The sequence below is a fragment of the Bacteroidia bacterium genome (assembly GCA_027493955.1).
In the GTDB taxonomy this organism is placed as follows: domain Bacteria; phylum Bacteroidota; class Ignavibacteria; order SZUA-365; family SZUA-365; genus JAOSJT01.
On record JAOSJT010000001.1, the window covers coordinates 1,856,237 to 1,882,549 of the forward strand.

14 protein-coding genes are annotated in these 26,313 nt (G+C 56.2%); 6 read left to right on the forward strand and 8 right to left on the reverse strand.

Translation table 11 applies throughout. The features are described 5' to 3' along the window. The first annotated feature begins 30 nt into the window (after window positions 1-30). Window positions 31-3,012 carry a PKD domain-containing protein gene (locus M5R41_07280; GenBank protein ID MCZ7556185.1) on the forward strand — a complete coding sequence of 994 codons (2,982 nt, stop codon included), beginning with the start codon at window positions 31-33 and terminating at the stop codon, window positions 3,010-3,012. A 105-nt stretch (window positions 3,013-3,117) separates the two neighbouring features. Next, window positions 3,118-4,920: a T9SS type A sorting domain-containing protein gene (locus tag M5R41_07285; GenBank protein MCZ7556186.1), complete on the forward strand. Its 1,803-nt coding sequence runs from the start codon at window positions 3,118-3,120 to the stop codon at window positions 4,918-4,920. 745 nt (window positions 4,921-5,665) lie between these two features. On the opposite strand, the gene M5R41_07290 is transcribed toward M5R41_07285, so the two are convergent. Beyond that, window positions 5,666-5,866 (reverse strand): hypothetical protein, encoded by a 201-nt coding sequence (locus M5R41_07290; GenBank protein MCZ7556187.1) that lies wholly within the window; start codon window positions 5,864-5,866, stop codon window positions 5,666-5,668. 336 nt (window positions 5,867-6,202) lie between these two features. On the opposite strand from M5R41_07290, the gene M5R41_07295 reads away from it, so the two are divergent. Together M5R41_07295 and M5R41_07300 are read left to right on the forward strand one after the other, a co-directional pair. Then, window positions 6,203-8,548, forward strand: a complete 2,346-nt coding sequence (locus M5R41_07295; GenBank protein MCZ7556188.1) for a sensor histidine kinase — start codon at window positions 6,203-6,205, stop codon at window positions 8,546-8,548. A 5-nt stretch (window positions 8,549-8,553) separates the two neighbouring features. Continuing rightward, window positions 8,554-9,207 carry a response regulator transcription factor gene (locus tag M5R41_07300; GenBank protein MCZ7556189.1) on the forward strand — a complete coding sequence of 218 codons (654 nt, stop codon included), beginning with the start codon at window positions 8,554-8,556 and terminating at the stop codon, window positions 9,205-9,207. 55 nt (window positions 9,208-9,262) lie between these two features. On the opposite strand, the gene M5R41_07305 is transcribed toward M5R41_07300, so the two are convergent. The 3 genes from M5R41_07305 to M5R41_07315 form a co-directional block, all read right to left on the reverse strand. After that, entirely contained in the window at window positions 9,263-9,505 is a 243-nt protein-coding gene (locus M5R41_07305) for a hypothetical protein (protein MCZ7556190.1), read from the reverse strand. Continuing rightward, on the reverse strand, window positions 9,502-9,891 hold the full coding sequence (locus tag M5R41_07310) for a hypothetical protein (protein MCZ7556191.1): 390 nt from the start codon (window positions 9,889-9,891) through the stop codon (window positions 9,502-9,504). Before M5R41_07310 ends, M5R41_07305 begins: the two co-directional genes overlap by 4 nt. Window positions 9,892-10,047: 156 nt before the next feature. Further along, window positions 10,048-11,937 carry an OmpA family protein gene (locus tag M5R41_07315; protein ID MCZ7556192.1) on the reverse strand — a complete coding sequence of 630 codons (1,890 nt, stop codon included), beginning with the start codon at window positions 11,935-11,937 and terminating at the stop codon, window positions 10,048-10,050. A gap of 389 nt (window positions 11,938-12,326) precedes the next feature. Between M5R41_07315 and M5R41_07320 the strand changes: the two genes are divergently transcribed. Continuing rightward, complete coding sequence (locus M5R41_07320) at window positions 12,327-14,696, forward strand: GH92 family glycosyl hydrolase (GenBank protein MCZ7556193.1); 2,370 nt, start codon at window positions 12,327-12,329, stop codon at window positions 14,694-14,696. 1,011 nt (window positions 14,697-15,707) lie between these two features. Further along, window positions 15,708-20,327, forward strand: a complete 4,620-nt coding sequence (locus M5R41_07325; GenBank protein ID MCZ7556194.1) for an HYR domain-containing protein — start codon at window positions 15,708-15,710, stop codon at window positions 20,325-20,327. A gap of 185 nt (window positions 20,328-20,512) precedes the next feature. Here the strand turns inward: M5R41_07325 and M5R41_07330 are convergent, their stop codons facing one another. The 4 genes from M5R41_07330 to M5R41_07345 form a co-directional block, all read right to left on the reverse strand. Beyond that, the gene (locus M5R41_07330) at window positions 20,513-22,336 is read right to left on the reverse strand and encodes a S8 family serine peptidase (protein ID MCZ7556195.1); all 1,824 of its coding nucleotides are present in this window, start codon (window positions 22,334-22,336) and stop codon (window positions 20,513-20,515) included. Window positions 22,337-22,728: 392 nt separating this feature from the next. Next, window positions 22,729-23,442: a hypothetical protein gene (locus M5R41_07335; protein MCZ7556196.1), complete on the reverse strand. Its 714-nt coding sequence runs from the start codon at window positions 23,440-23,442 to the stop codon at window positions 22,729-22,731. After that, the gene (locus M5R41_07340) at window positions 23,439-23,825 is read right to left on the reverse strand and encodes a hypothetical protein (GenBank protein MCZ7556197.1); all 387 of its coding nucleotides are present in this window, start codon (window positions 23,823-23,825) and stop codon (window positions 23,439-23,441) included. Before M5R41_07340 ends, M5R41_07335 begins: the two co-directional genes overlap by 4 nt. 571 nt (window positions 23,826-24,396) lie before the next feature. After that, complete coding sequence (locus tag M5R41_07345) at window positions 24,397-26,301, reverse strand: T9SS type A sorting domain-containing protein (protein ID MCZ7556198.1); 1,905 nt, start codon at window positions 26,299-26,301, stop codon at window positions 24,397-24,399. Window positions 26,302-26,313 lie beyond the last annotated feature (12 nt).

The following is a 26,313-nucleotide window of genomic DNA, read 5'->3' on the forward strand; positions in this document are numbered from 1 at the left end:
TTACGCATTGCACAGCAGGAGGACAAGACAATGAAACGGTTCCATTTTTCGATTATGACAGCGATACTGCTCATCTCTTCGGTGGTAGAGATGTACGCGTCCGGTCCCGACCGTGCCTCGCAGTCACTCGCGAATACAGGGATCCGATTCCAGGAAAACCGCGGGCAAATTGTTGATTCCGAAGGACGAGCGCGCCACGACATCGCCTTCATTGCGGAGGCACCAGGAGTGCGTATGTATTTTCGCATTGACGGAATCAGCTATGTCTTCAGCGAGACAAGCCTTAACCTCGCCGAAGCTCCTCATGAGGGTGCGCCGGTGACCTTCGCCAAAAGCAGCACAGCTGCTGAATCAAAGCTCTATCGCATGGATATGACATTCCCGGGCAGCAATCCGAACACGCGTCTGCGCGTCGGCGATGTGTACCCGGGGTATGTGAATTACTACCTCCCCCACTGCCCGCAGGGTATCACGGGTGTCAAAGAGTACGGTCGTATCGTGTATGAGAATATCTACCGGCACATCGACCTGGAACTCCTCAGTAGCGGCGGAAAGATCAAATACAACTTCGTTGTGCGTCCCGGCGGGCTGGTGAGCGACATACGTATGCACTATGATGGCTCCATCGAAACCGCGCTGACACAGGCAGGGCTACTGCAAATCGCAACGCCCCTCGGCCGCATCGAAGAAGCCGCTCCGTACAGCTACGTTGGCCGTGAAGAAAACGAAGTGCAATCACGATTTATTCAAGACGGCAACACCGTGGGCTTCGAGGTGGATGCGTATGATCGTTGGCAGACGCTCGTCATCGATCCCTGGGCGACCTATTATGGGGGAAGCGCAGGAGACGGAGCGTATGAAATTGTCGTCGACGAATACGGAAATGTCATTATTGCCGGAAACACAAGCAGTCTGAATCTCCCGGTCAGCACGGGTCTGCAGACGGTACTTGCCGGCGGATCCGATGCGTTTGTGACGAAGTTTGACAACGCGGGACAGCGCGTCTGGGCGACGTACTATGGAGGCAGCGGTAATGATGGGGCTGCCAGCATCTCGTGGAATACGAACGGGAAATGCACTATCGTCGGCACCACCTACAGCAGCAATCTCCCCGGAACGTCAGGATCCTATCAGCCGCTGTACAAGGGTAACGGCGATGCCTACCTCGCACAGTTCAGTTCCGCCGGAGTGCTTCTGTGGGCGACCTATTACGGCGGCACAAAGGTGGAGCAGATGCCCTGTGCCGCCACGGATGCCAACGGCAACATTTTTCTTGCCCTTCAGTCCGGCAGCAAGGGCATGCCTCTCACGCCCGGCGTGTTTTCCGTGAGCGGTGGTCTGAACCTCGTAAAGTTCAGCGAGAGCGGCACCTTGCTCTGGGCCACGCAGCATGGCAGCGGAACACCGTGGGACGGCATCGCCACCGACGTGTACGGCAACATTCTCGTCACGGGTATGGCGCCCAGCGGATTTCCGGTGTCAAGCGGAGCGTGGCAATCCACCTGCGCCGGAGGCAATGACGCCTTTATCCTCAAGTACAGCGGAAGCGGTGCGCGGCTGTGGTCAACATATTACGGAGGAAGCAGCAACGACTGGGCGCGCGGGCTAGCGACCGACGGAAACGGTGATGTTGTGATCACCGGCTACACGTACAGCACGGATCTACCCGTTTCTCCCACTGCATTCCAGACCTACCATGCCGGAGGTGGGATGTATGACCAGGATGCCTATCTCGCGAAGTTTTCCGCCTCGGGACAGCACCTGTGGTCCACATACTACGGAGGAAGCAGCTACGACTATGGATTCGCAGTGACAACAGATCTGAACAATAGCATCACGTTCGCCGGAAGCACCAGCAGTGCGCAGTTTCCGGTTTCTCCCGGAGCATTCCAGGGGTCGATCCAAGGAATGCGAGATGGCTTTGTTGTCCAGTTCAGCAGCGCTGGAAGCAGAAATTGGGCGACGTTTTTCGGAGGCAGCAATGACGAGACAGTGTATGGTATTGTTTCTGACGCAGCGGCCGCGTTGTACTTTACGGGAAACACGTACAGCACCGATTTCCCGACTCTGAATCCATCTCAGCCGGTAAATGCAGGTCAAGCGGACGCCTTCATCGCACAGCTCAACTCGAGCGGCCTCATTCCCGGCTACAATGCCCCACCTGTTGCGGTGATGGCTGCAGTTCCGACACAGGGTAAAGCTCCGCTGGCGGTGAACTTCAGTTCCGCCGGTTCGTATGATCCGGACGGCACGATCACAGCATATTCCTGGGATTTCGGCGACGGAGGCAGCTCTAATCTGGAGCACCCGTCTCATGACTACCTGACTCCCGGCGTCTATACCGCCGTGTTGATGGTGACGGACAATGGCAACGCGACCGCGAGTGCGAGTACGACGGTTACTGTCACCTCGGCCTCCGCATACCTCTATGTGCATGATCAGACGGTCACCCGCGTCAAGGCAGGAAACAAGTGGAAAGGCCGGGATCTGATCACCATTTATGATGGAGCGAATCAGCCCGCGTCCGGTGCGGTGGTGACCGCCAGCTACAGCGGGCCGAACAGCGGAACGGCAACGGGAACGACAGCCAGCAACGGAACAGTAATGCTCGAAACAGCGCCCATAGCCAATCCTGCGGGCATTTGGTGCTTCACCGTCACCAACGCCCAGAAAAGCGGCTATACGTATAATTCCGGCATCGGTGTGCCCAGCGCCTGTGAAGTGGCACCGAAAGTGAGCACGTCCATCCCATCCACGATTGATGTCAGCGTGGATCCTAATCCCTTCAATCCTTCGACGACCCTCACATACAGTATACCAGACGACGGCTTTGTCCTACTGAAAGTTTTTAATGTGAGCGGACAGGTTGTATCAGTTTTGGTGAAGGAGAAGAAAGCACCAGGGACATACTCCGTTGTCTTCAATGGTGCTCATCTGCCGAGTGGACTCTACCTCTACCGTCTTGAAGCAGACGACCAGACTTGTGTTGGCCGGATGATTCTGATCAAGTAGGCAAACAGTATGCGGGTTGGGAAGCAATTCCCAACCCGCACGATCCTATTCAAGATGGCCATAAATAACTGACTTTACGACTATAACCGATAACGAGGCATGGTTATGATATACTCCATAATTAATATTCACAACACGATAGCAAGAGCAATGAACATACGAAACAGAGTTCTCACATTGCTCATATTGACGACTCTGACATCATTGGTCGCAACACAGGACTGTTGGTCACAATCCGTAGCTGGTGGCGGGGCTCATTCTCTCGTGTTGTACCCGACTGGTGCCGTTTCTGCAACCGGACTGAACGACTGGGGGCAACTCGGCGATGGATCGACAACAAACAGAACGACACTTGTTCGGGTAACCGAGCTTAATGGCGTAACCGCCGTTTCAGCTGGTCAACATTTTTCTCTTGCCTTGAAAGAGAATGGGACTGTCTGGGCATGGGGATTGGGTGGACATGGACAACTCGGTGATGGGACCCAAACGACAAGGCTTACACCTGTTCAGGTATCTGGGTTATCAGGAGTAACAGCAATTTCCTGCGGTCAGGAGTATTCGCTCGCCTTGAAAAACGACGGGACGGTCTGGGCATGGGGATATAATGGAGAAGGCGAGCTCGGTGATGGGAGTACGGTGTGGAGAGTGACGCCCGTACAGGTTTCGGGATTAGCTGGAGTAGTTGCTATTGCAGGCGGATGGCGCCATTCTCTTGCATTGAAAGATGATGGAACAGTCTGGGCATGGGGGCTGAACACAGATGGACAACTCGGAGATGGCACCACGACAACAAAATTGTCTCCCGTACAGGTCGCTGGACTATGTGGAATAACCGCCATATCGGTTGGTTGGACTCATTCACTTGCCGTAAAAGCTGATGGGACTGTCTGGGCTTGGGGATTGAATGTGAATGGACAACTCGGCGATGGCACCACCACGACGAGACCGACACCCGTTCAAGTAACTGGGTTATCAGAAATAGTTGCCACTTCCGCAGGGAGGTATCATTCGCTGGCCAAAAGGGCTGATGGAACAGTTCGAGCGTGGGGAGTAGGTGGGGAACTCGGCGATGGAAGCACAGTGACGAGGCTGACGCCCGTCCAGGTTCTCGGGTTATCTGGAATAACTTCCATTTCCAGTGGAGCGGAGCATGGCCTTGCAATGAAAAATGATGAATCGGTCTACGCATGGGGAGCGAATTGGTTTGGACAACTCGGTGATGGAACCACAGATTGGAGGTTAACACCGTTTCAAATGATTCCTACCGTCGATGCAGGGCCCGATTTGACACTAACTTTGGGCTATGGAGATCAATCCAAGACGATCACGGCGGTCGCATCTGGCGGCACGCCCCCCTACAGCTACATGTGGTCCACGAACCAGACCACAGCTTCAATTACTGTTTCTCCTATGCTCACCACAGTCTATACTGTGACAATCACTGATGCGAGCAACCGGACGGCAACAGACAACGTGACAGTGACCGTGATTGACTGGCGTTGTGGGATTCAGAACAACAAAGTCAAGATCTGTCACAATGGTCATGAGATATGCGTCGATGCGAGTGCCGTGCCTGCACATCTCGAACATGGAGACAACCTTGGTAGCTGTCAAACACCAAAAGTTGAGTCTAACACCAATACATCTAATTTTTTCCTCTCCCAAAACTTCCCCAACCCCTTCAACCCAACCACCACGATCAGCTACAGCCTACCGGAGCGCGCCGTCGTGCAGCTTCGCGTCTATGACCTCATCGGGCGCGAAATTGCTGTGCTGGTCAATGGAGAGCGGGAGGCCGGTGTGCATACTGTGTTGTTCGACGCCCACGCACTTGATGCAGGCGTATATTTCTATCGGCTCTTTGCCGGCAATGAGGTGCTCTCGGGAGCGATGACGCTGGTGAAGTAAGAGAAGCGTCCTCAGCGAGACCAGGAATAATTGAAGGAAAGAGGAGACGGTCTTGATATTCGGAATTACAAACCGTATGTTACGGCCGTACTCCCCTTTTCTCCATACGAACCGACGAACGGTGACAGCCATGAAAACGAGGTTGTTCTACTGGGGCGCTTTCTCCTTCCTGGTCCTGTGGCTGATGAGCAGTGTGCTTTGCGCTCAGCAAGCGAAAATTGACAGTCTCCATGCCTGCTTGTCCTCCAAACAACTCCCAAGTGAAATCAGGGTTCGGTTACTCTTGGAACTTTCGGAACTCGTGAACAGGACCGATCCGGAATATTCATTTTCACTGGCGAAGCAAGCCCTACCCATCGCACGGAAAATCAGGGATGCAAGAATTGAAGCTCGGTCTCTATACCTGATGGGCTATTGCCGTCTCGTACTGAGCCAATTGAACAGTGCAACGGAACTCATCAATTCCAGCATGGCGATCAGCACAAGAATCAGGAACTATGCTGCTATGGCAGATGCTCTTCGGTGTCTTGGCTACATTGAAAAACGAAAGGGCAATCAGGATAAATACGTTACATACCTCAAACGTTCGCTGTCCGTGTGCGAACAGCACGGGTATACCAAAGGGGCGGCCCAGGTCCTGATGAATCTGGGCTTCGCAGCAATCGGAGCTGAAGCATTGGGCTACTTTGAGCGCAGCTATGAGAAATTTCATCAGCTGAACGATATTCACTCGATCCTTAGTGTGTTACACGTGCTCGGCGGGGGATACTATGATTTGCAGGAATACGAGCGCGCCGAGCAATGGTTGCTCAAAGCCCCACCGCTCATCCCTCTTGCGGGCGACGACCGACTTGTAGCGGGCTGTTATGAATTGCTCGCCATGACGCATCAGCAGCTGGGAAAAATCCAGACTGCGCGGACCTATTTCTCGAACGCTGTGGATCATGCACGCTTGTCGGATGACCGGAATCTATTCGCCGAATGTCTACAGAAAGCGGGTGTCGTAGAATACGACGCCGGCTTTCAAGTGATCGCTCTCAGATATTTCTCTGAGGCAAGAGAGGTATTCAGCCTTCTGAACGATTCCGCCCGGCTGTGCGAATTACTTGTAAATGTGGCGAATTGTCATGAACGCCTCGGGAAAAATGATTCCGCCATTTCGAACTATAAGAAGGGACAGAGCATAGCGAGCAGTATCGGACATATCCCTGCTCTTCTCGGAGCCCTGGAGGGTATGAGTCTCGTATACAAAAACCTGGGTGCCGCTGAAAAAGCACATGAAATGGACAAGCAGCGCCTGACGATCTATGAGAATTCTGGCGAAAGCTCGGAATGGAGTGCAAGGCAAATCGCGGGGATATATCATGACTTCGGTTTGTACTTTGAGCTCCGCGGAAGCAATGATGAAGCACACCGGCACTATGAACGCGCCTTGAAAGTGCTCTCGGATGCGAAGATAAAGGATGGTATGGCACAGCTCTATTCAAGTATCGGCGGTCTTTATGAAAAGACCGGCAATCCAAGAGCTGCACTGGAAGCATACAGCACTGGCCTCGCCATTGCCGAGAATACCGGTGAGTTTGCTTCACAGGTCACACACCTCACCAATATCGGTTTGCTCCATCTGGGAGAGGATCGGCTGGATGAATGTTTGAAATATCTGAAGAGGAGCATCGACTTGAATTCCATGCTTGGTAATCCAAAGGGCTTTGTCTATGCTTATGTCAATATGGGACTCGCGTACAGACGGCTCGGGAAATTGGACCTTGCGATGGATTATTATCTGCGTGGCCTGGATCAGGCACGTTCCGTCGGGGAGCAATATGCTCTTGCCTGGGCTCTCCACCGCGTCGCGGAATGTTACCTGTCACTCGAAGATTACCACCGTGCCATCAAGCATATCGAAGAATGTCGCAGCATCGTAGAGAACAGATTTGACCGTAGTTGGCTTGCCGAAGTGCTGGGTACAGCCGCCTTGGCATATCGGCATCTACATGAATTTGACAAGGCACAGCAGTATGTCCAACGCAGTCTGGAGATTCATAAGATGATCGGGAGCACGGAGGGTATCGGAAAGGATAACTTCATCATCGGATTGATTCACGCGCAGCGACGGCAGTTCGACGAGGCGCTACCCTACTTCGATGCGGCTGAAAAGTTGGGGGCGCAGACGACTCAATATGCGAGTGTTGCGGAGGCTCGTTTGAACATCGGTTTGTGTCATCTTGCACGCCACCGCTATGAGCAGGCTCGGGATCATTTGATGCAAGCTCTCTCCATGGCTGAGTTATGCAATCGGATTGAAGTCAAGCGAGATGCATGCAAGGGGCTGAGTGACGCCGCACACGCGAACGGTGATCATGTCGCAGCCTTCAAATATCACGTGCGTTTTACAGCATTGAGGGATTCGGTTCTCAGAGAGCAAAATCGACAGAGTATCAACGAGATTACGGCACGTTACGAATTTGATTTGAAGAATCAGAGGATTACGATACTTGAGCAAGAACAGTCCCTACAGAAGTCCGAGCTAGCCAGACAAGCAGAGTCGCTTCGCCTTAAGGCGCTTGAGATGGAGCGCATGCGTCAGCGTAACCAGCTGATCACACGGCAACACGAACTTGATCTTCTGCAACTCGAAAAACAGCGCCAAGACCATCTATTGACAACTACACAGCTCGATCTGGAACGTGAAACCAGAGTTCGGAGGGAAAAAGATGTCATCCTCATTTCGAATGAGAGATCATATAACGCATCGCTAGCTCATTCTGCCAGACAGGTAAAGAACATGCTCCTGATACTTCTTCTGCTGCTCCTCGTCATCTCCTACCTCACCTTCAAACGCATACGTGCGAAAAAAGTGGAAGCCGCGCTGCGTGCCGAAGCGGCGGAAGTCCGCGAGTTGGCCGCACGCACCGAGCTGGAGCGTAAGGAAAGTGAATTTCAGAAACTGTATACCAGCAGACTGATCGAAATCGAGGAACAGGAGAGACGGAGACTCGCCGGCGAATTGCACGACGGCCTCGGACAGGAATTGCTCGTCATTGAAAACCAGGCCGAGCTTGCACTGATCGATTATAACGTCCTTTCGGCCCGCGAGAGCCTGGCCAGCATTGCTGAACGAGCCAAGAACGTCATCGTGGAGGTGCGTCGGGTTTCACGGAACCTGCGTCCTGTACAGCTCGAACGCGCCGGACTCACCGAAACAGTGAGAGACACCCTGCACCGCATTGAAGCATCGACAGGGCTGCATATACAAACCGATATAGAGAACATGGACGGCTGCTTTTCCCAGGACAAGGAAATTCATCTCTTCCGCATCGTCCAGGAAAGCATCAGCAACATCCTCAGCCACTCGCATGCGGATGCGGCATCCGTCAGCGTTTCGCGAAATGATGCGGACGTGCATATCCGAATCGAGGACAATGGCATCGGCTTCGATGTGTCGGCATTGACGATACGGCAGGATTCAGAACGTGGCTTCGGACTTCACGGAATGAGAGAGCGGGTGGCGATGCTCGGCGGCACTATAGCAATCGTAAGCAACCCGGGACAAGGCACAACAATTGACGTGCGCATCCCACTGCCTGTTGATACTGAGCGTATGTACGAGGCGCAGGAGGTAACGTGAAAACCATGCCTGAAACCATCACTGTGGTGATCGCCGATGATCATCCGGTATTCCGCAAAGGTCTTTACGATGCAATGATACGAAATATGTCATACAAGATCGTTGGAGAAGCAGCAGACGGCAAAGAGGCGTACCGCCTGATTAAAAAACTTCTGCCGACGCTCGCAATCCTTGATATCGAAATGCCGGGGCTGAACGGACTCGATGTCGCCCGACGCATCAATGATGAGAATCTACCTGTTCGTGTAATAATCCTGAGCATGTATGATGAGCAGGCTCTTTTCAACAAAGCCATCGATGCCGGCGTGAAGGGTTATATCCTGAAGGAATCGGCGGTGGGTGACCTCCTCGCTGGTCTCTCGGTCGTGGCTGAAGGGAAGTACTACTTCAGTCCTACTCTTACGAGTTTTCTTGTGAGAAGAAATCTCGCGCAACAAAGCTCTGAGAAACCAACAAGAATTGCGGCGAACCTTACCCCGACGGAGCAGGAGATCCTGCATTTGATATCCGAATCATTATCCAGCCGTGAAATCGCAGAGCGGCTGTATGTCTCCCTTCGCACCATCGAAACACATCGCTACAACATAAGCCACAAACTCGGGCTAAATGGGAGTTACGCGCTGCTCCGTTTTGCACTTGGTCATAAAGACGAACTCTGACGATTGCGTTATCCCATGAACAACGCGCGTGCTGTGCGTCGACGGCTTCGATTCCTCATTTCATACGCCGCTCGATCTCCTGTCCGAGCATCACCACCAGGCCGGTTGCCACGCCGATACCGCCGAGGATAATGGCGGCAAGCGCGAGCAGACCGAGGCCGATGGGATTGCCGTCCGATGGACCGAACTGTATGTACAGCAGCAACGGGAGACAGCCGCCGAGACCGACAACGATGCTCCAGAGCAGGATTTTCAGACCGATGGATTGTTGTCGCACGGAAGCGTTGTCCTTGCTCATGCCGCTTCCCTCCTTTCGCGGAGGCGAACAACAAACCATCCTGCCACAGCGCCGACACCAGCCGTCAGCAAGCCCAGTAACGCTGCGATGATCAGTTCGAACGGCCAGAGATTATGGGACGTGGGATCCATGATGGCCTCGACGATGACGCGGAGCAGAACCAGAAATGGTAACGCGGACCCAATGAGAAGCACACTGCTCAGCCAGAATGCTTTGCGCAACGTCACGAGCAGCATGGCGGCGAAAGCGGCAACAAGCAATCCCGGCGCTATGAGCGTCGTGGGAAGTGAGACCTGACTGTACGGGACGACCCAATACGGTAAGCCCGAGGAGAGCACAGACAGCGCGAAAGCCGCGATCCTCCATGTTGTATCGGATAGCTTCATGTCAGTGTTGGTATAAAGTGAAGAGTGAAGAGCGCACACCCTGTCATGCACTTTGAAAGGACCCGCCGTTTTGGCGGGTCCTTTCCGGTTGTCATGTGTCGGGATTGAAGGATTTCATCGAGACGCTGTCCGTTGAAACGTCTTTCCGGAATCCGACTATTTATCGCAGGTCTGTGTCACAACGATGGAGATGCGGCGGTTGAGTTTGCGAATGGCTTCGATTTGCGCGGCCGTCATCTTTCTCAAGGTCTTGCCGGTGGGTTCCTTTACCTTGGGCTGGCTGGATCCGTAACCGGCAGTCTGCGCAATAACCTCTGGCTTGATGCCGCGCTCGATCAGCCACGCGCGCACACGATTGGCGCGCATCTCCGACAGTTCCTGATTGCGTGTGGGATTGCCTTCGGAAGAGGCGTGGCCCTCGATGCGAATCCGCAAGCCTTCGCATTGCCGTACGAACGCGAGCAGCGTATCGAGGTTGGCGGCGGTCTGCGGAAATTCGTAGTTGAACTCATCGGTGTTCACGATGAAAAAGATATCCGGGAAGTCCACTCTTGTACCCACCTTCGGCGCGGCGGGACAACCGTTGCGCCCCTCTTCTTCGCTCTTCACGCCGCGGATCAACGGACAGTCGTCCTCGCTGTCGATGATGGTGTCGCCGTCGGTATCGGGATTGAGAGGATCGGTGCGATAGCGATCACTGAGTTCCTCACCGTCCTTGAGGCGATCTTTGTCGGTATCCGGATCGAGGGGATTCGTCTTGTGTTTGAGCACTTCATCACCATCGCTCAGGCGGTCGTTGTCCGAATCCACTTCCTTCGGATTGGTTTTATAGCGCTGCACCTCATCACCGTCGCGCAGGCCATCCCCGTCGCTGTCCGCGAGCATGGGATTGGTGTTGGTGGTGTTCACCTCTTCACCGTCGGTCAGTCCGTCGGCGTCCGTGTCCCGCGCGGCCGGATCGGTTTTGAACTTCCTGATCTCCTCCCCATCGGGGAGACCATCCTCATCCGTGTCCACCCTGATGGGATCGGTTTTGTGATCCCGCACCTCATCTCCGTCCAGCAGACCGTCGCCGTCACTGTCCGCCGTCATGGGATCGGATTTTCTGGCGATTTCCTCGCCGTCGTTGAGGCCGTCGCTGTCCGTGTCCGGTTTGATGGGTGACGTGTTGTGCAGTTTGATTTCATCGAAATCCGTAAGATTGTCGCCGTCCGAATCCGCTTTCTTCGGATCCGTGGTATAGATTCGCACCTCTTCGTAATCGTTGAGTCCGTCCCCATCCGTGTCAGGATTTTTGGGATCCGTGCCAATGCGCTCCTCTTCCTCATCGTTGAGGCCATCCTTATCCGTGTCGCGGGTGCCGAAGAGATAATAGGATAAGCCGATGCCGAAGGTCAGGAAGGCATCATCGCTGCTGCCCTCCTCCAAGACGTCGTCGAAGAAATCCGTCCCCGTCAGGCGCATCGTCGCTCTGCCGTTGAGCACGAGATTGCTGGTCAGGTAGGATTCGAAGCCGAAGCCGAGAGGTATCGACAACTGCCTGGCTTCGTACTTGTCGTTCGCGATATTGGGCAACTTCTCGTTGGAGTAGATGTTTGCCGCATTCCATTCGAGCATGCCGACTCCTCCGAAGATGAAGGGAACGACACGCTGCGACGGGAACGCATTGATGGAGAGCACGAGATCGTAGGTGGAGAAGCGTAACGCGTTTTTCTCCTCGATCAGGGCGCTCGTACCGGGGTACAGCCCTCCCAGGGTATTGCCCGGTCCGAAGTATTCCGGACGTTCCCGAATAATGGTGTTGTCAATTTTATAGCGCGCCTGCCCGAAACCCACGACGGCATGCAGCGACAGATACGGAATGATGTTATAACGCGCAAACCCATCACCGGCGAGCCAGAATTGGTTATCGGTGAATTCTCCCCAGTATTTCACGCCTCCTCCCTCGAATCCGAACGCCACATGGCCGCCTGCGACCTGTGCGTTTGACATGCCGGTGGCCAAGAGCAGCATGAGCAGCATGAGACGAACTGCTTTGTGTGCCATGACATCCTCTCTATTGTTACGATTATTGATGCTGTTATCTGTAGAACCTCTTCTTCGCGAGGCGCTCTGCCAATTGCGCGGGTTCACCCGTCCTTAATATGGATATCGTCGGAAAAACGACAACTGTGCGCATGGGAATTGAACATGCATGGAACGAATATATCCGTTGGTGCTGAATTGTTTGCTGTTGCGCACTATTTACTGGAATTTCACGAGAAATCAAACTATGATGCACCATTTTTTTCCGACCGGCGGTACGACTCCGTATCGGCGGACTACGATGGTAGCGCATCCGCACACTCTGGAGAATCCGCTATATTGTCGTACATCTCCTGCGAGAGAGTCCGTCCTATCTTACGAATGTCGCATCCAACTCCGGAAAGCAATCCATGGCCAATCGCAATCGTTCAGGCGTATGTCGCGCGAGTGTGCTCCAGTGCGCGATGTTCGTCGCTCTGATTCTCGTATCTGCAACGCTGGGACTTCCTGCCCAGGAAATCCGCTACACGGAGTATGTGAATCCCTTCATCGGCACCGACCGCATGGGGCATACGTTTCCCGGTGCGGTCGCTCCGTTCGGTTTCGTGCAATTGAGTCCGGATACGGACACGATCAGCTACGAGAAAGACGGTGCGTACAATCCGCGCGTGTACGAATATTGCGCGGGGTATCAGTACCGCGATTCCACCATCGTGGGTTTCAGTCATACGCATTTCAGCGGAACGGGACGTGCCGATCTGGGCGATTTCCTCATCATGCCCACCACCGGCGAAGTGCAACTCAATCCCGGCATCGCCCAAAATCCCGACGGCGGCTACCGCTCACGTTTCTCGCACGACACTGAAAGCGCCGGCCCCGGATACTATCGTGTGCGGCTCGACGACTACGCCATCGTCGCCGAGCTCACCGCGACAGAGCGCGTCGGCTTCCATCGCTACACCTTCGAGCGCGGCGGTGCGGCAAACATCATACTGGATTTGATGCACGGCATATACAACACTCCTGAAAAAAACGTGTGGACCTTCGTGCGCGTCGAAAACGAACGGCTGATCACCGGTTACCGGATGACCAGCGGCTGGGCGCGTACACGTGTGCTGTACTTCGCGATGGAATTCGATACACCGTTCAGCGCGTACGGACACAGGAAATACGACACGGGAATCTACCGGGGCTTTTACAGAAAATTCGACGAGTCGAAGAATTTTCCGGAAATGGCGGGCCGGCAGCTTCGTGCATACTTTTCCTTCGATACGCGCGAAGGCGAGACGGTTCAGATCAAATTCGCGCTCTCGGCGGTGAGCACCGAAGGCGCGCTGAACAACCTCCGGACGGAAACACCTGATTGGGACTTTTCGAAAACCCGGGCCGCGACATCGGAGCAATGGAACAGAGAGCTCGCCCGCGTCCACGCCGACTTCCTCTCCGATGACGATCGCACCGTCTTCTACACCGCGCTGTATCACAGTTTCATCAGTCCATCGCTGTACGAAGACGTCGACGGATCCTATCGTGGTCTCGATCAGAGCATTCACCGTTCGGAGGGCTTCACGAATTACAGCACGTTTTCCTTGTGGGACACGTACCGCGCGCTGCATCCCCTGTTCACACTCCTGCAGCCAACGCGGACGAACGACATGATTGAATCCATGCTCGCGCATCAGCAACAAAGCGTGCACGGCATGCTCCCGGTATGGTCGCATCACGCGAATGAGAACTGGTGCATGATCGGCTATCACGCTGTGTCCGTGATCGCCGACGCGGCCGTGAAAGGAGTGTACACCGGCGATCTCAAGCGCGCACTCGATGCCTGCGTCGCCACCGCGACCTATGGTCCCTACGACGGCATTGCCGAGTACATGCAACGCGGATATGTACCCCAGGAGCGGAGCCGCAACTCGGTCAGCATGACGCTGGAATACGCCTACGACGACTGGGCCATCTCGCGGCTCGCCGCGCTTGCCGGAAACAGCGACGCTGAGGATACCTTCCGCCGCCGATCCGGGTTCTGGCGGCACTGCTACGACCCCTCCATCGGATTCATGCGTCCGAAAAGCGCGGACGGTGTATGGATGCGCGATTTCGACCCGCTCGGCACGCACGGGCAGGGCTTCATCGAAGGAAACGCCTGGAATTACGGCCTGTACGTTCCGCATGACGTCGAGGGATTGATTGCGCGCATGGGTGGGCAGACGCGCTTCACCGCTTTCCTCGACTCACTGTTCGTGATGCACCTCGACGACCGGCACTTCGAACACACGGAAGACATCACGCGCGACGGCATCATCGGCAGCTATGTGCACGGCAACGAGCCGGGACATCACATCCCCTATCTGTACAATTGGACTGCGTCGCCATGGAAAACGGAGACGACAGTCCGCATGATCCTGGACAGCATGTACGCCAACAGGCCGGACGGACTGTGCGGCAACGACGACTGCGGACAGATGAGCGCCTGGTACATTTTCAGCGCACTGGGCTTCTACCCTGTCGCTCCCGGATCCGACCGGTATTATTTCGGGAGTCCCCTCGTGCGTAGCGCCCGCATTCATTTCGAGAACGGAAACATGCTCACCATCACCGCCTCACAACAGAAACGCGAGAACGTCCATGTACGCGATATCATTCTCAACGGACGCTCCCTCGGTCGGCGCTATATCACACATGCCGAGCTGACTGAAGGCGGGGAGTTGGAGTTCGTAATGGGAAACGCAGAATTCGGAACACAGAATTCGCAGAATAAACAGAACACGCAGAAATAATGGTGAAAAGGTAAAAAAGTAAAAAGGTGAAAAGGTTCCAGCCCGTAGGGCGACACCTCCCGTAACCCCATACGTAAGTATGGGGGCCACGCATCCTCCCTAGCACCTCAACTCCCAGCCCGCAGGGCGGCACATGGAAAAGTGAAGAGTGAAGGGTGAAGAGCCCGAAGGGCGACACTTCCCGCAACCCCATACGTAAGTATGGGGGCCACGCACCCTCCCTACCACCTCAACTCCCAGCCCGCAGGGCGACACATGGAAAAGTGAAGAGTGAAGGGTGAAGAGTGAAGAGCCCGCAGAGCGACACTTCCCGTAACCCCATACGTAAGTATGGGGGCCACGCACACTCCCTACTACCTCGACTCCCAGCCCGCAGGGCGGCACATGGAAAAGTGAAGAGTGAAGGGTGAAGAGTGAAGAGCCCGCAGAGCGACACTTCCCGTAACCCCATACGTAAGTATGGGGGCCACGCACACTCCCTACTACCTCGACTCCCAGCCCGCAGGGCGGCACTTCCCGTAACCCCATACGTAAGTATGAGGGCCACGCACCTCCCTACCACCTCGACTCCCAGCCCGCAGGGCGACACTTCCCGTAACCCCATACGTAAGTATGGGGGCCACGCATCCTCCCTAGCACCTCAACTCCCAGCCCGCAGGGCGACACTTCCCGTGACCCCATAAGTAAGTGTGAGTTCCGCAGGTTGATACTTCCTCGTCCCATGTGAACAGTGAGAATGCGATACCGATTCTTCGGTGCCGTGCATAATCTCTTTGATCGTGGTTCTGGTGTTGTCTTCCGCCGCGTCCATTTCTCATACATAATATTTGCTTTTATAATATTTCCGGTACATATTGGGGGGTTGTTCATACGTACATATCCCTGAACACCCGCCGAGGAGGCAGTATGGCCTTCGAGGCAGTTGGTGAAGCGATACACCGGATCATGCAACAGTACGTGTTGCTGAATGTGGCAAAGTCACCCTCTATTTCTTACGCGGAGAAGAACAATATGAGAAGATATATACGAAGATCAGGTCTTTTGCTGATGTCGGCGGTGCTGCTCCTCGCGGCCCTGTTGCCAGTCGGATCAGCGTTCGCGCAGCGGCGAGGCGTACCCTCGTTACCTGTGTACACTCCCTCGCAGGCGCCGTATGCACGGGCAGCCAGAGGAGCCATGATTTCTCCCCTCAACAGTACGGGGGCGGTTTCGGGTCCCGGTATGCAATCACAGCATGCCATAGCAGCATTCAGCGTTACGAATACCAACGACGCCGGCGCCGGCAGTCTGCGGCAGGCGATTCTTGACGCGAACGCCGCGGCGGGATCGGACATTATCACGTTTACCGTCACCGGCACGATCACACTCACCAGTGGAGAGCTGACAATTAGCGGCGACCTGACAATCAGCGGACCGGGTGCCGGACAACTCACCGTAAGCGGAGGCAACAGCAGCCGTGTGTTTGTTGTCCATGGCGGCTCGACGGTCACAATGAGCGGGCTTACCATCGCCGAAGGCAATGTGGCAGCGTTCGGTGGAGGGATTCTCAGCAGCGCGAATCTTACAATCGACAAATGCGTCATCACCGGTAATACCGCCTCAGGATTCAATTCGGGTGGCGGCATTTTTTCTGACGGTACCCTCACCATTACGAATTCATTGATCACGGGAAATTCCTGCGATTTCGGCGCGGGTCTGGCTCAGTACGCTCCCGGCACCGCGACGCTCACGAACACCACGGTTACCGCCAATTCTGGTATCACCGGCGGGACAGGCGTAGGATTGCTTTCGGGATTCAGCGGAGCACTGATCAATCTCAATAATTGCACCATCGCGAATAACACCTTTGCCGGTGCCGCCGCCGGCGGGCTTTTCGTCGGTGGAGGCGGGGCGAATGCGACGTACAGGAACACCATTTTCGCCGGAAATACCGCTCCGAATCTCGCCAACGGAGGTGGTACACTCACATCCCTTGGCCACAACATCGCCGACGACGGCACCGGACTGCTCATCGCACCCGGCGATCAGCCATTTACCGATCCGATGCTTGCGCCTCTTGGCAGCTATGGCGGCCCCACGCAGGTGCATCCGCCGATGTTCGGCAGCCCCGCGATCGATGCCGGCAACAATACGGGCGTCGCGGCTTTCGACCAGCGCGGAGTTACCCGTGTCGCGGACGCAAATTGCGACGGAAACGCCATCGTGGATATCGGTGCTGTGGAACTTCAGCAGTACGTCGTCACCAATCCCGGTGATGGCGGCCCCGGCAGTCTTCGCGATGCGCTCGTGGCCAACAACAGCCAGGGATTCGGTGTCGTGTGTTTCAGCATCGGCATCAGCGGTACATCTCATTCGCTCACTCCCGCGACGATGTATTCCCCGATTACACGTCCGGTGTATCTGGACGCTTGGTCGCAGGGCGGCAGCAGTTATAACGGCCCCCCACTGATAGAGATCAACGGCAGCAGTGTCACCAACGGCTTCGGTTTCGCCGTACTGAACACGAAATACAGCATTATTCGTGGCTTCACCATTAACCGTTTCACGGGCACCAACAACGGCGCGGCGATTATTCTGTTCGGACCGGGCAGCGACAGGAACTGGGTGTACGGCAACCGGCTTGGGACCGATCCCGCAGGAAACGCGGCGCTCGGAAGTTCCATGGTCGGTGTGTTCCTGTTCGATGGCGCCAACAACAACATTATCGGCAGCAACGCCGACGGGGTCAACGACGCCGCGGAAAGAAATCTCATTTCCGGTAATTCGCGCCAGGGCATCATGTTATGGGGCTTCACGAACCTCGCCAACGACAACAAAATCTATGGCAACATCATCGGTATGAATGCGACCGGCTCCTCGGCGCTGCCCAACGGCACGGGTGTGTATCTTCAGGACGGCAGTTCCAGAAATCAGATCGGCGGGAATGATCCGGCAATGGCGAACACCATTTCCGGAAACAGCCTGCAGGGAGTCCGCATTACGCACTCCACCAGCGACAGCAACGCTATCGTCCGCAACATCATTTCCAACAATGGCAATGCCGGCGTCGCCGTGTCAGATGGGACCGGGAACCGGATCAACGGCAACAGCATAGTGGGCAACGCAGCTCTCGGCATCGACCTCGATTTAAACGGAATCACGTTGAATGATCCGGGCGATGGTGACTCGGGTGGAAACGACAGACAAAACTTCCCGATTCTCACCAGCGTGATCGATAATGCTGGTACCACAACGGTCAGCGGAACGCTGAACAGCACGCCTTCGACGACATTCCTCGTTGAGGTCTTTTCGCAGCCCGCATGCGACCCCTCCGGACACGGCGAAGGCGCCACGCTCGTGCAATCACTCCCGGTCACTACCGACGGCAGTGGAAACGCGGTGTTCAGTTTCGCCCTCGCCACCGCGACAGCTCCCGGCACGATGTTCACCGCCACCGCTACGAATCCGGCAGGAAGCACATCGGAGTTTTCCGCCTGCCGCCGCGTCAACCACCCGCCGGTGGCTGTTGCCGGCCCCGATCAGGTTCTCGAGTGCGTGTCCGGAGCCGGCACAATCGCTGTGCTCGATGGCAGCGGCTCATCCGATGCGGACGGCGATGCGCTTACCTACACCTGGCGTGAGAACAATGTCGTGATCGCCGGGCCCAGCAATTCACCCACATCACCGGTGTTGTTCCAGCTTGGAACGCATATCGTCGAACTCACCGTCTCTGATCCGGATGGACAGATCGGGCTCGACACCGTGGTTATTCGCATTCGCGACACCACACCGCCGGTCATCACCGCCCCGGCAGCGGTCATCGCAAGCAACGATCTCAACGTTTGCGGTCGCGCGCTTGCAAACACGCCGCTCGGCGCTCCCGTCGCTTCCGACATTTGCGGCAGCGTCACCATCACGAACAACGCCCCATCGCTCTTCCCGGTCGGCACCACGACTGTCACCTGGAGGGCCACGGACGGCTCCGGGAACACGGCGACCGCCACACAGCTCGTGACCATCAACGACACGCAGCAGCCCAACATCACGGCTCCTGCCGCGCTGGTGCTCGCCAACGACCCTGGCCTCTGCGGAAAGAACAGGTCCAGCTTCTCGCTCGGAACGCCCACCGTATCCGACAATTGTCCCGGTGTGACCTTCTCCAACAACGCGCCTGTCTTCTTCCCGAGAGGACTGACCGTTGTGACCTGGACCGCGCTGGATGCGCATGGCAACACGCGCACCGCAACGCAGAACGTCACCATCAACGACACGCAGCCCCCGACGATTTCCACGCTGCCGCCGGTGACCGCGAACAACGATCCCAACATCTGCGGACGTGCACGCGCCAATACCGCGCTCGGCACACCCACAGCGGCGGATAACTGCGTCACAGTAACCATCACCAACAATGCACCGGTGACCTTCCCTGTCGGCAATACCACAGTGACCTGGACGGCGACCGACGGTTCCGGCAACACCGCGACGTCGACCCAGCTTGTCACCATCATCGACGCGCAGCCGCCGACCATCACCGCGCCCGCGGCGGTGAACCTCGTCAACGATCCCGGCCAATGCGGCCGCGCGAAGACGAATATCGCGCTGGGCAATCCCACCACGGCGGACAATTGCGGCGTCACGTCCGTGACGAATAACGCGCCCAACTTCTTCCCGGTCGGTACCACGATAGTGACATGGACCGCGCAGGACGCACGGGGCAACACCGCCACCGCAAATCAGACCGTGATCATTCGCGACACCGAGAAGCCGACCATTTTCGCACCGGCAGCCGTCACGGTAGATGCGAACGCCACGCTGTGCGGACGCAGCTCTCCTTTCGCTCTCGGTACGGCAACGGCCAGCGACAATTGCGTGATCGTAACGATCACCAACAATGCGCCGGCGTTCTGGCCCGTGGGTATCACCATCGTAACCTGGACCGCTACGGATCAGTACGGCAACTTTAATACGGCCACGCAGCAGGTGACCGTACGGGACGTCACGCCACCGGTGGTCACGCCGTTCCTCTATCCGCAGTATCTCTTCCCTGTGGATCGCACGATGCGCACCATCACCGCCAGCATCAATCTCACGGATAACTGTCCGGGCAGCACTTTTACGTTGCACTCGATCACGAGCAACGAAGCTGATGCCGGAACAGGCCCTGGTGATCTGCCCGGCGACATCTCCGCCGTGATCGGACAGGCCACAACGCAGTTCGCCTTGCGGGCGGAGCGTTCGCCCACTGGTTTCGGACGCACCTACACCGTGCGTTATACGGCCAAGGATGCGAGCAACAATACGTCCATGGCGACACGATACGTGTACGTGGCCTGGAATTTCCTGAAGGATGAAGAAGTGGTGTTCTCAGACGAAGCGGTGGTCCCGGCCTCACCTTCCCTGGAGCAGAACTATCCCAATCCCTTCTCCGGAAGCACCAGTCTCGTGTTCCGCCTTCCGTCGGAGCAAAGCATCACGCTGACGGTGCACGACGCCCTCGGTCGTGAAGTCTCGCGCCTGGCAGAGGGTCTGTACAATCCGGGTTCCCATGCCGTGATTTTCCAGGCAAACGACCTACCGGACGGAGTGTACTTCGCACGTCTTGTCGTCGGATCGCAGGTGATTCAGAACAAGATGTTGCTCGTGCGCGAGTAATTCTAAACGACCTCAAGATCCTTTTCTTTACACAGCAACGGCGGCCGCAAGGTCGCCGTTGCTGTTACAAAATGGACTGCGGAAGTTCTCCGCTTATTGCATCTTTCGCTGCCGTCCTTCAAGGTCCCCCGCAATAAAAAAAGACCACCCCGTCCCGGAGTGGCCTGAAAGTGCGAAGTCGTAGCTCAGGGTTTGTTTACCCGTATCGGGAAAGTCACAGAGGGATAGAGGCTTTGATCGTATGTGAGGTTGCTCCCCGTGACGTTCGTGATACTCAAATCCACATAGGCCACATTCTTGTTCAGCGAAGAGGTAGAGAGCATGACATAACCGTTCACATCCGTCGTGGCGGAAGAAGTTCCGGATGCGCCTCCCGACCAGGAAAGCGTGACAGTCGCATAGGGGATACCGTTGCCATTCGCGTCTTTTATCGTGACCGCAAGCCGGGCGGTCCAGTTGTTGCGAACCGATACCGTGCTTGGCACCGCCGAAGCAACTCCGACGCTTGTGGCTGACACCAGCGTCGCGGACACCGAGTTGGAATAGCCGGACGCTCCGATAGTGTTGAACGCAAATACTCTGAACCAATACGTCGAATTCGTCGTAAGCCCCGTCACTGAACAACTCTGCGTATTCTGGCCCAACTGCACGATGGTCGGATTGGTGAAGCTGCTGTTGTCCGCATACTCGACTTTGAATCCGTCTTCGTTCGAGGAATTATCCTGCCAGGTGAGATTGACCGATGTTGGAGAGCCGACTGTTGCTGACAGATTTGACGGCGCGTTGGGAGCCGTCGGGGTGCTGCTAGACCCCAGCAGACTATACACAAGTAAATTCGGTGTGCCACTCGGAATACTTGACAGTACCCCGCTGGTCGATGTGCTGCTAATCGCGGATACTACTGTGGCTGGGGGCGCCGAGGGATTATTCTGTAAATACAATGCCGCCACACCCGCCACATGTGGTGATGCCATGGAAGTACCGGACATCGTAGTGTAGGACGTGGTCGAACTTTTATAGGCAGAATAGATACTCGAGCCCGGAGCGAAAACGTCGACGCAACTCCCATAGTTGGAGAACGAAGATCGGGCATCGGTATTGGTCGTAGAACCTACCGTGATGGCCTCTGGTACACGGGCAGGTGAGTAGTTGCATGCGAGCGCATTATCATTACCCGCTGCAACAGCAAACGTTACGCCATCCGCAATCGCCGCTTGTACTGCCTGGTCGAGGGAAATGGAGGGTCCCCCACCGAGAGACATGTTGGCAACGGCGGGTGCTGTCCCGCTATGGTGCGATGCCACCCAATCGACACCATCTATCACGCCGGATGTCGTTCCGGATCCTCTCCGGTCCAGCACACGCACGGAAATGAGATTGACAGCTTTGGCTACACCCACGGTCGATCCGCCGACCGTACCAGCCACATGCGTGCCATGACCGTTAAGATCTGCACCGTTGCTGCCAAATGCATCATATCCAAAAGTTGCGCGTGTCGGGTTCCCGAATTCGACATGACCGTAAAGTATACCCGTGTCGATGATGTACACCGTAACACCCGTTCCTGTGGACAGGTATTCATATCCCAGACTCAATGGAAGAGCCCTTTGATCGATGCGGTCCAGACCCCAGAGTGCACTCGTCACAGGCTGAACGGTATTGATTGACATGATGCCATCGGCTTCAATGTAATCCACGTTCGGATTGCGTCGAATCCCTTCCAACGCCTGCGGAGGGATGGTCGCGCAGAAGCCTCGGATGGAATGCTGATAGCGGTAGTGGATTTGGGCACCCTTGCCGCGGGTCACTTCGTCAATCAGGGCGTCGACATTGCGCACATCCCTCTTAAAGACGACGATGTAGCGGTCCTTGAGATCGAAATCTTCACTGCCCTGCTCCGTCGCGGCTTTGCGCACTGCGTTATCGGCTGGATCGGGACCAGAGGGCTGATCGCTGCAGGCCGCGAAGATCAGTACGCCGGCGAGCAGCATGAGATGGAAGCGTTTCATGGTATGTCTCCTGAATGCTGGTGAAATCTATGCTATACGTCCCTGCGCGATAACCGCGTAAGGGAAACGGTACACAGCGATGGTAGCATCAGTGATACCAGGACCGTCGGAGAGAACATTCCGTCAATACGTGACAGGATGAGATGCCGCAGCGAATACCTGAAACAACGCATCCGCATGACGAAAACTTCGTAGCACGAGGTACATTTTTGCAGATCATAATATCTTCAACACACAACGGTACTGTTTTTTTCGGTGAATGTCAAGTGATATAAATCTGTGGATGATGGGATGTGTGGCTGTCTCGGCCTGCTGAGGATCGGCTTGCCAACGGCGAAGTCAGCCGGCGCGGGTATTTCCTCTGGAATTCCCCGAGGAGTGACTGACCGCCGTCAGATCGTCTGCAGCGAGAAGCTGTGTACGGTGATCTCCACGAGCAACGGAAAACCTCTGGCGACGCCCGCCCGGGTTCGAGGGGTAACACGCCGGAGCGAGGGGTAGTCGTGGCCATCGAAGCGTGCATGCTCGATAACCGTGTTCGCGGCGGTCGCGAGCGGAGTAACCACGTCGGCGTTGTAATTGTGCTGCCGCAGCAGTCCGGTTTCATTGTCAAAAAAGAGTACCTGTTCGCGACTGTGCGTCGGGATATGCTCAGGGAAGTACGCGGACAATACGCCGTCCGCTTTCTCCGTCCATACGATGTCATCGTTCAGCAACAGCCGCGGGAACGTGAGGTAATTCCAGAACGCGTAGTTCGCGAAGTACGCCATGTCCAGATCGTCCCAGTACAGCAATCTGCGCTTGTAGGGAAAGTACGCACGTGCGCCGGTTCTTCGTGCCAACGGAGTACCTTGTGCATCCTCCAGGGCAACATCATGCGAATACAGCACACCGCTGACCAGCGGGCTCTTCCCGATCGGCGTGATACGTGAAACGGGCTTGGCGACTTCCATTATAATGCGGGCGTGTCGCAGAGGCGGTCTCCGCTTCAGCGTGAACAGCAGACCGGCAGCGGATATCTCGGCTTCGACGGTGGTCGCTTTTCGCCAGCGCTCTTCTCCCCCATAGGCATCGAGGGCACGCCGCGCGGTCGGACTCAGAGTCATGCGACCACCGGAGCCACTTTGTTGATTATATACACGGCGAGAAACACCTCGAAGAGACTGAGCGGGACAGCGATGGGCAGTATCCCGAAAGGCAGCACCCCGAGGTTGCCGATCACCAGCCACATACACACGAAGCCGAACAGCCAGGAAAGCAATGCAGTATGCACCATCGTGAACTTCCTGCTCAACACATAGATGCTTATCGCAAAGCACAGCGACCACATCCCCCACACCGCACCGTTCAGCGCTTCCTCGGGAAAGGCCTGGCCGCGAGCGGTGAAATGCGCCACCCAGTACTCGCGGAGGAGAAATGAATTACGAACGAATTCCGAAATACTTATCCATAGTGTCGTAGCCGCAATCGCCAGAAATGCTCTTTTCATTGTCAACTCCCGATTCTGCAGGTGCGTCGTGTGGTTTTGAGTATCATGGTGATCATCACCGATCCGACTTTCGCCGGACCTACGGTCGCGACGTGGGCAAAGGACCGGTCGAGCAACATTCAGCGAGCGGACCTCTTTGTCCGGGTTTTCCGTGATGACACGGAGACGGGATAGATGTCTTGACCACTCCTCCGATAGCCGAGATAGTCGTCATCGTGAACAATCAATTTGATCCCGTACGCGCGTTCGATCTTGTCGCACGCCTCGGCGTGAATGGTCGGCGCTTTTCTGGAAGAAGAAGAGATGATGAAAGAGTCACGCAGACCTGTTCGGTTTTCAAACCGTCTCTTGCTTCCACCGGCGAGATCCTGGACGAGTACTTCAAGCAACTGGTATGCAAGCATGTAGCACAGCCTCCACAGCTATGAAAAAATTGATCTGCAATGTCTTCCATTGCGCACGTGGGAATGCGGATGCAATGTCGCGAATAGCCCAGCCAAGTACAACCGCTTTCGTGCGGTACGGTACGCTTGCCTTGAACTCGATACGCGACTACGGGATTGCCGCGGTCCTATCTCCGCACCGGGAACAAGGCCACGTCCCGGCGCTGGCCCGAGGTCACCTCGAGCATATAGACGGCCGCCGGGAGCGATGAGACATCCAGCGTCCGGACTTCACGGCCACGCGAGAACTGATCCATGCGATGCTGCAGGCGGATACGACCGGTGAGGTCGTAGATGGTGATCTGCCCGGGTTCATCCGACAGCAGATCCAGCGTGATGGTCACGGTTTCCACCGCCGGGAGGGGACTCAACGACACGATGCTCATACGCGAGGGTCGGGTGGCGGCGAGTGTCAACTCCGGGGAGTAGCTCTCGCTTCCATCGTTGTCCACGATGCGCAAACGATACAGTGTGGCGTTGGTGGCCATGACGGTGTATTCGTAGCGGGCGCCATCAGCGGCACGGGCGGGCACAAAGCCCTGTGTGCTGAACTGCCCTTCCACCGCACTCTGTACTTCAAAGCCGTGCACATTGACTTCGGCGGCCGTGCGCCAACGAAGTACGACATCTTCTCCCGACCGGTCCGCCGCGAACGAGAGCAACTCCACCGGCAGGCCCGTACCGTAACGATTGACACGTTGCACAAAGACGTCCGCAGTGCCATTGCGATAATCGGTCCAGGCTACATATACACCGTTGAGTCTGTCGCGCGCCAGCATCGGACGCTGCTGGGCGGCGGTGTTGGTGCAGACAGGGCTGCCGTTCATAAGCCAGAGGATGCTTCCATTGTTGTTCACCGCCTGTGTATAGACGTCACCTCGGGCGTTGCGGTAATCCATCCACGCCACGACGACACCGCCGGAATCCCGCGGAGCGATGTCCACGGCATGCTGGGTTGCGGCCTGGGTGCAGAGAGGCACACCATCAGCCGACCATTGCAGCACACCGGCCGAACTGACGCGCCTGGCGTAGATATCACCCGCGGCAACGCGGTAATCCGCCCACGCCACAATCATCCCTCCGGTACCATCGGGGGCGACGCGCGGAGCTTCCTGCGTCGCCGCGTCCGTGCACACTGCGGCACCACTCCCGATAAACGCAAGCCCCTGAGGATTGAGGATATGCGCATAGATATCCGCGGAAGTGTTGCGATAATCCTGCCACGCCAGAAGCATGGTTCCCGTGCCGGTGGAGTACCCGGTGAGCTGCATCTGCACACCCGCGGACGTGCACACCGCGATACCACCCGCGCCCCACTGCAACGCGCCGCTGCCGTTGACGCGCTGCGCATAGATGTCGTACTCCGTTCCTACGCGATTCTCTTCCCATGCCACCAGGGCGCCTCCGGCGGCATCTGTGGCGATGACGGGAGCGTAGCGCGTACCCGATACGGTAGCGAGCGGCACGCCGTCGTTTTGCCACAGGACCGCTCCGTTGGATGAAACGCGCTGCGCGTAGATATCACCCAGTCCACCGCGGTAATCCTCCCACGCGATAATGGCACCGCCCTGACCGTCGCTGATGATTGCGGGCCGCATCTGCACGTTGGCCGCGCTGCAGATAAGCACACCGAGGGGATTCCAGAGTAGCGTGCCCGTGGGGGAAATCCGCTGCGCGTAGATGTCCGCACTGTTCAATGCGATCCGGTAATCTTCCCATACCACGATCACTCCACCCGCGCCGTCGCTGACGGCCACCGGATTGAACTGCGGCTTGATGACGGAACACACCGCTATGCCATCCGCAGCCCAGAGCTGCGTACCGGACGCATTCACTTTACGCGCATAAATATCGGCCTCGCCGGAGCGGTAATCTTCCCACACGACGATAGCACCGCCGCTGTCGGACACCACGACATGATTGAGCTGATGATTTGCCGCGCCGCACATGAGCAGACCGTCCGGTTGCCACTGCGCGTACGATAGAGTGGTTGCCAAAAGGAGAAGAAGCAAAAGCAGAATGCGAGTGAGCATGATGAATCCGTC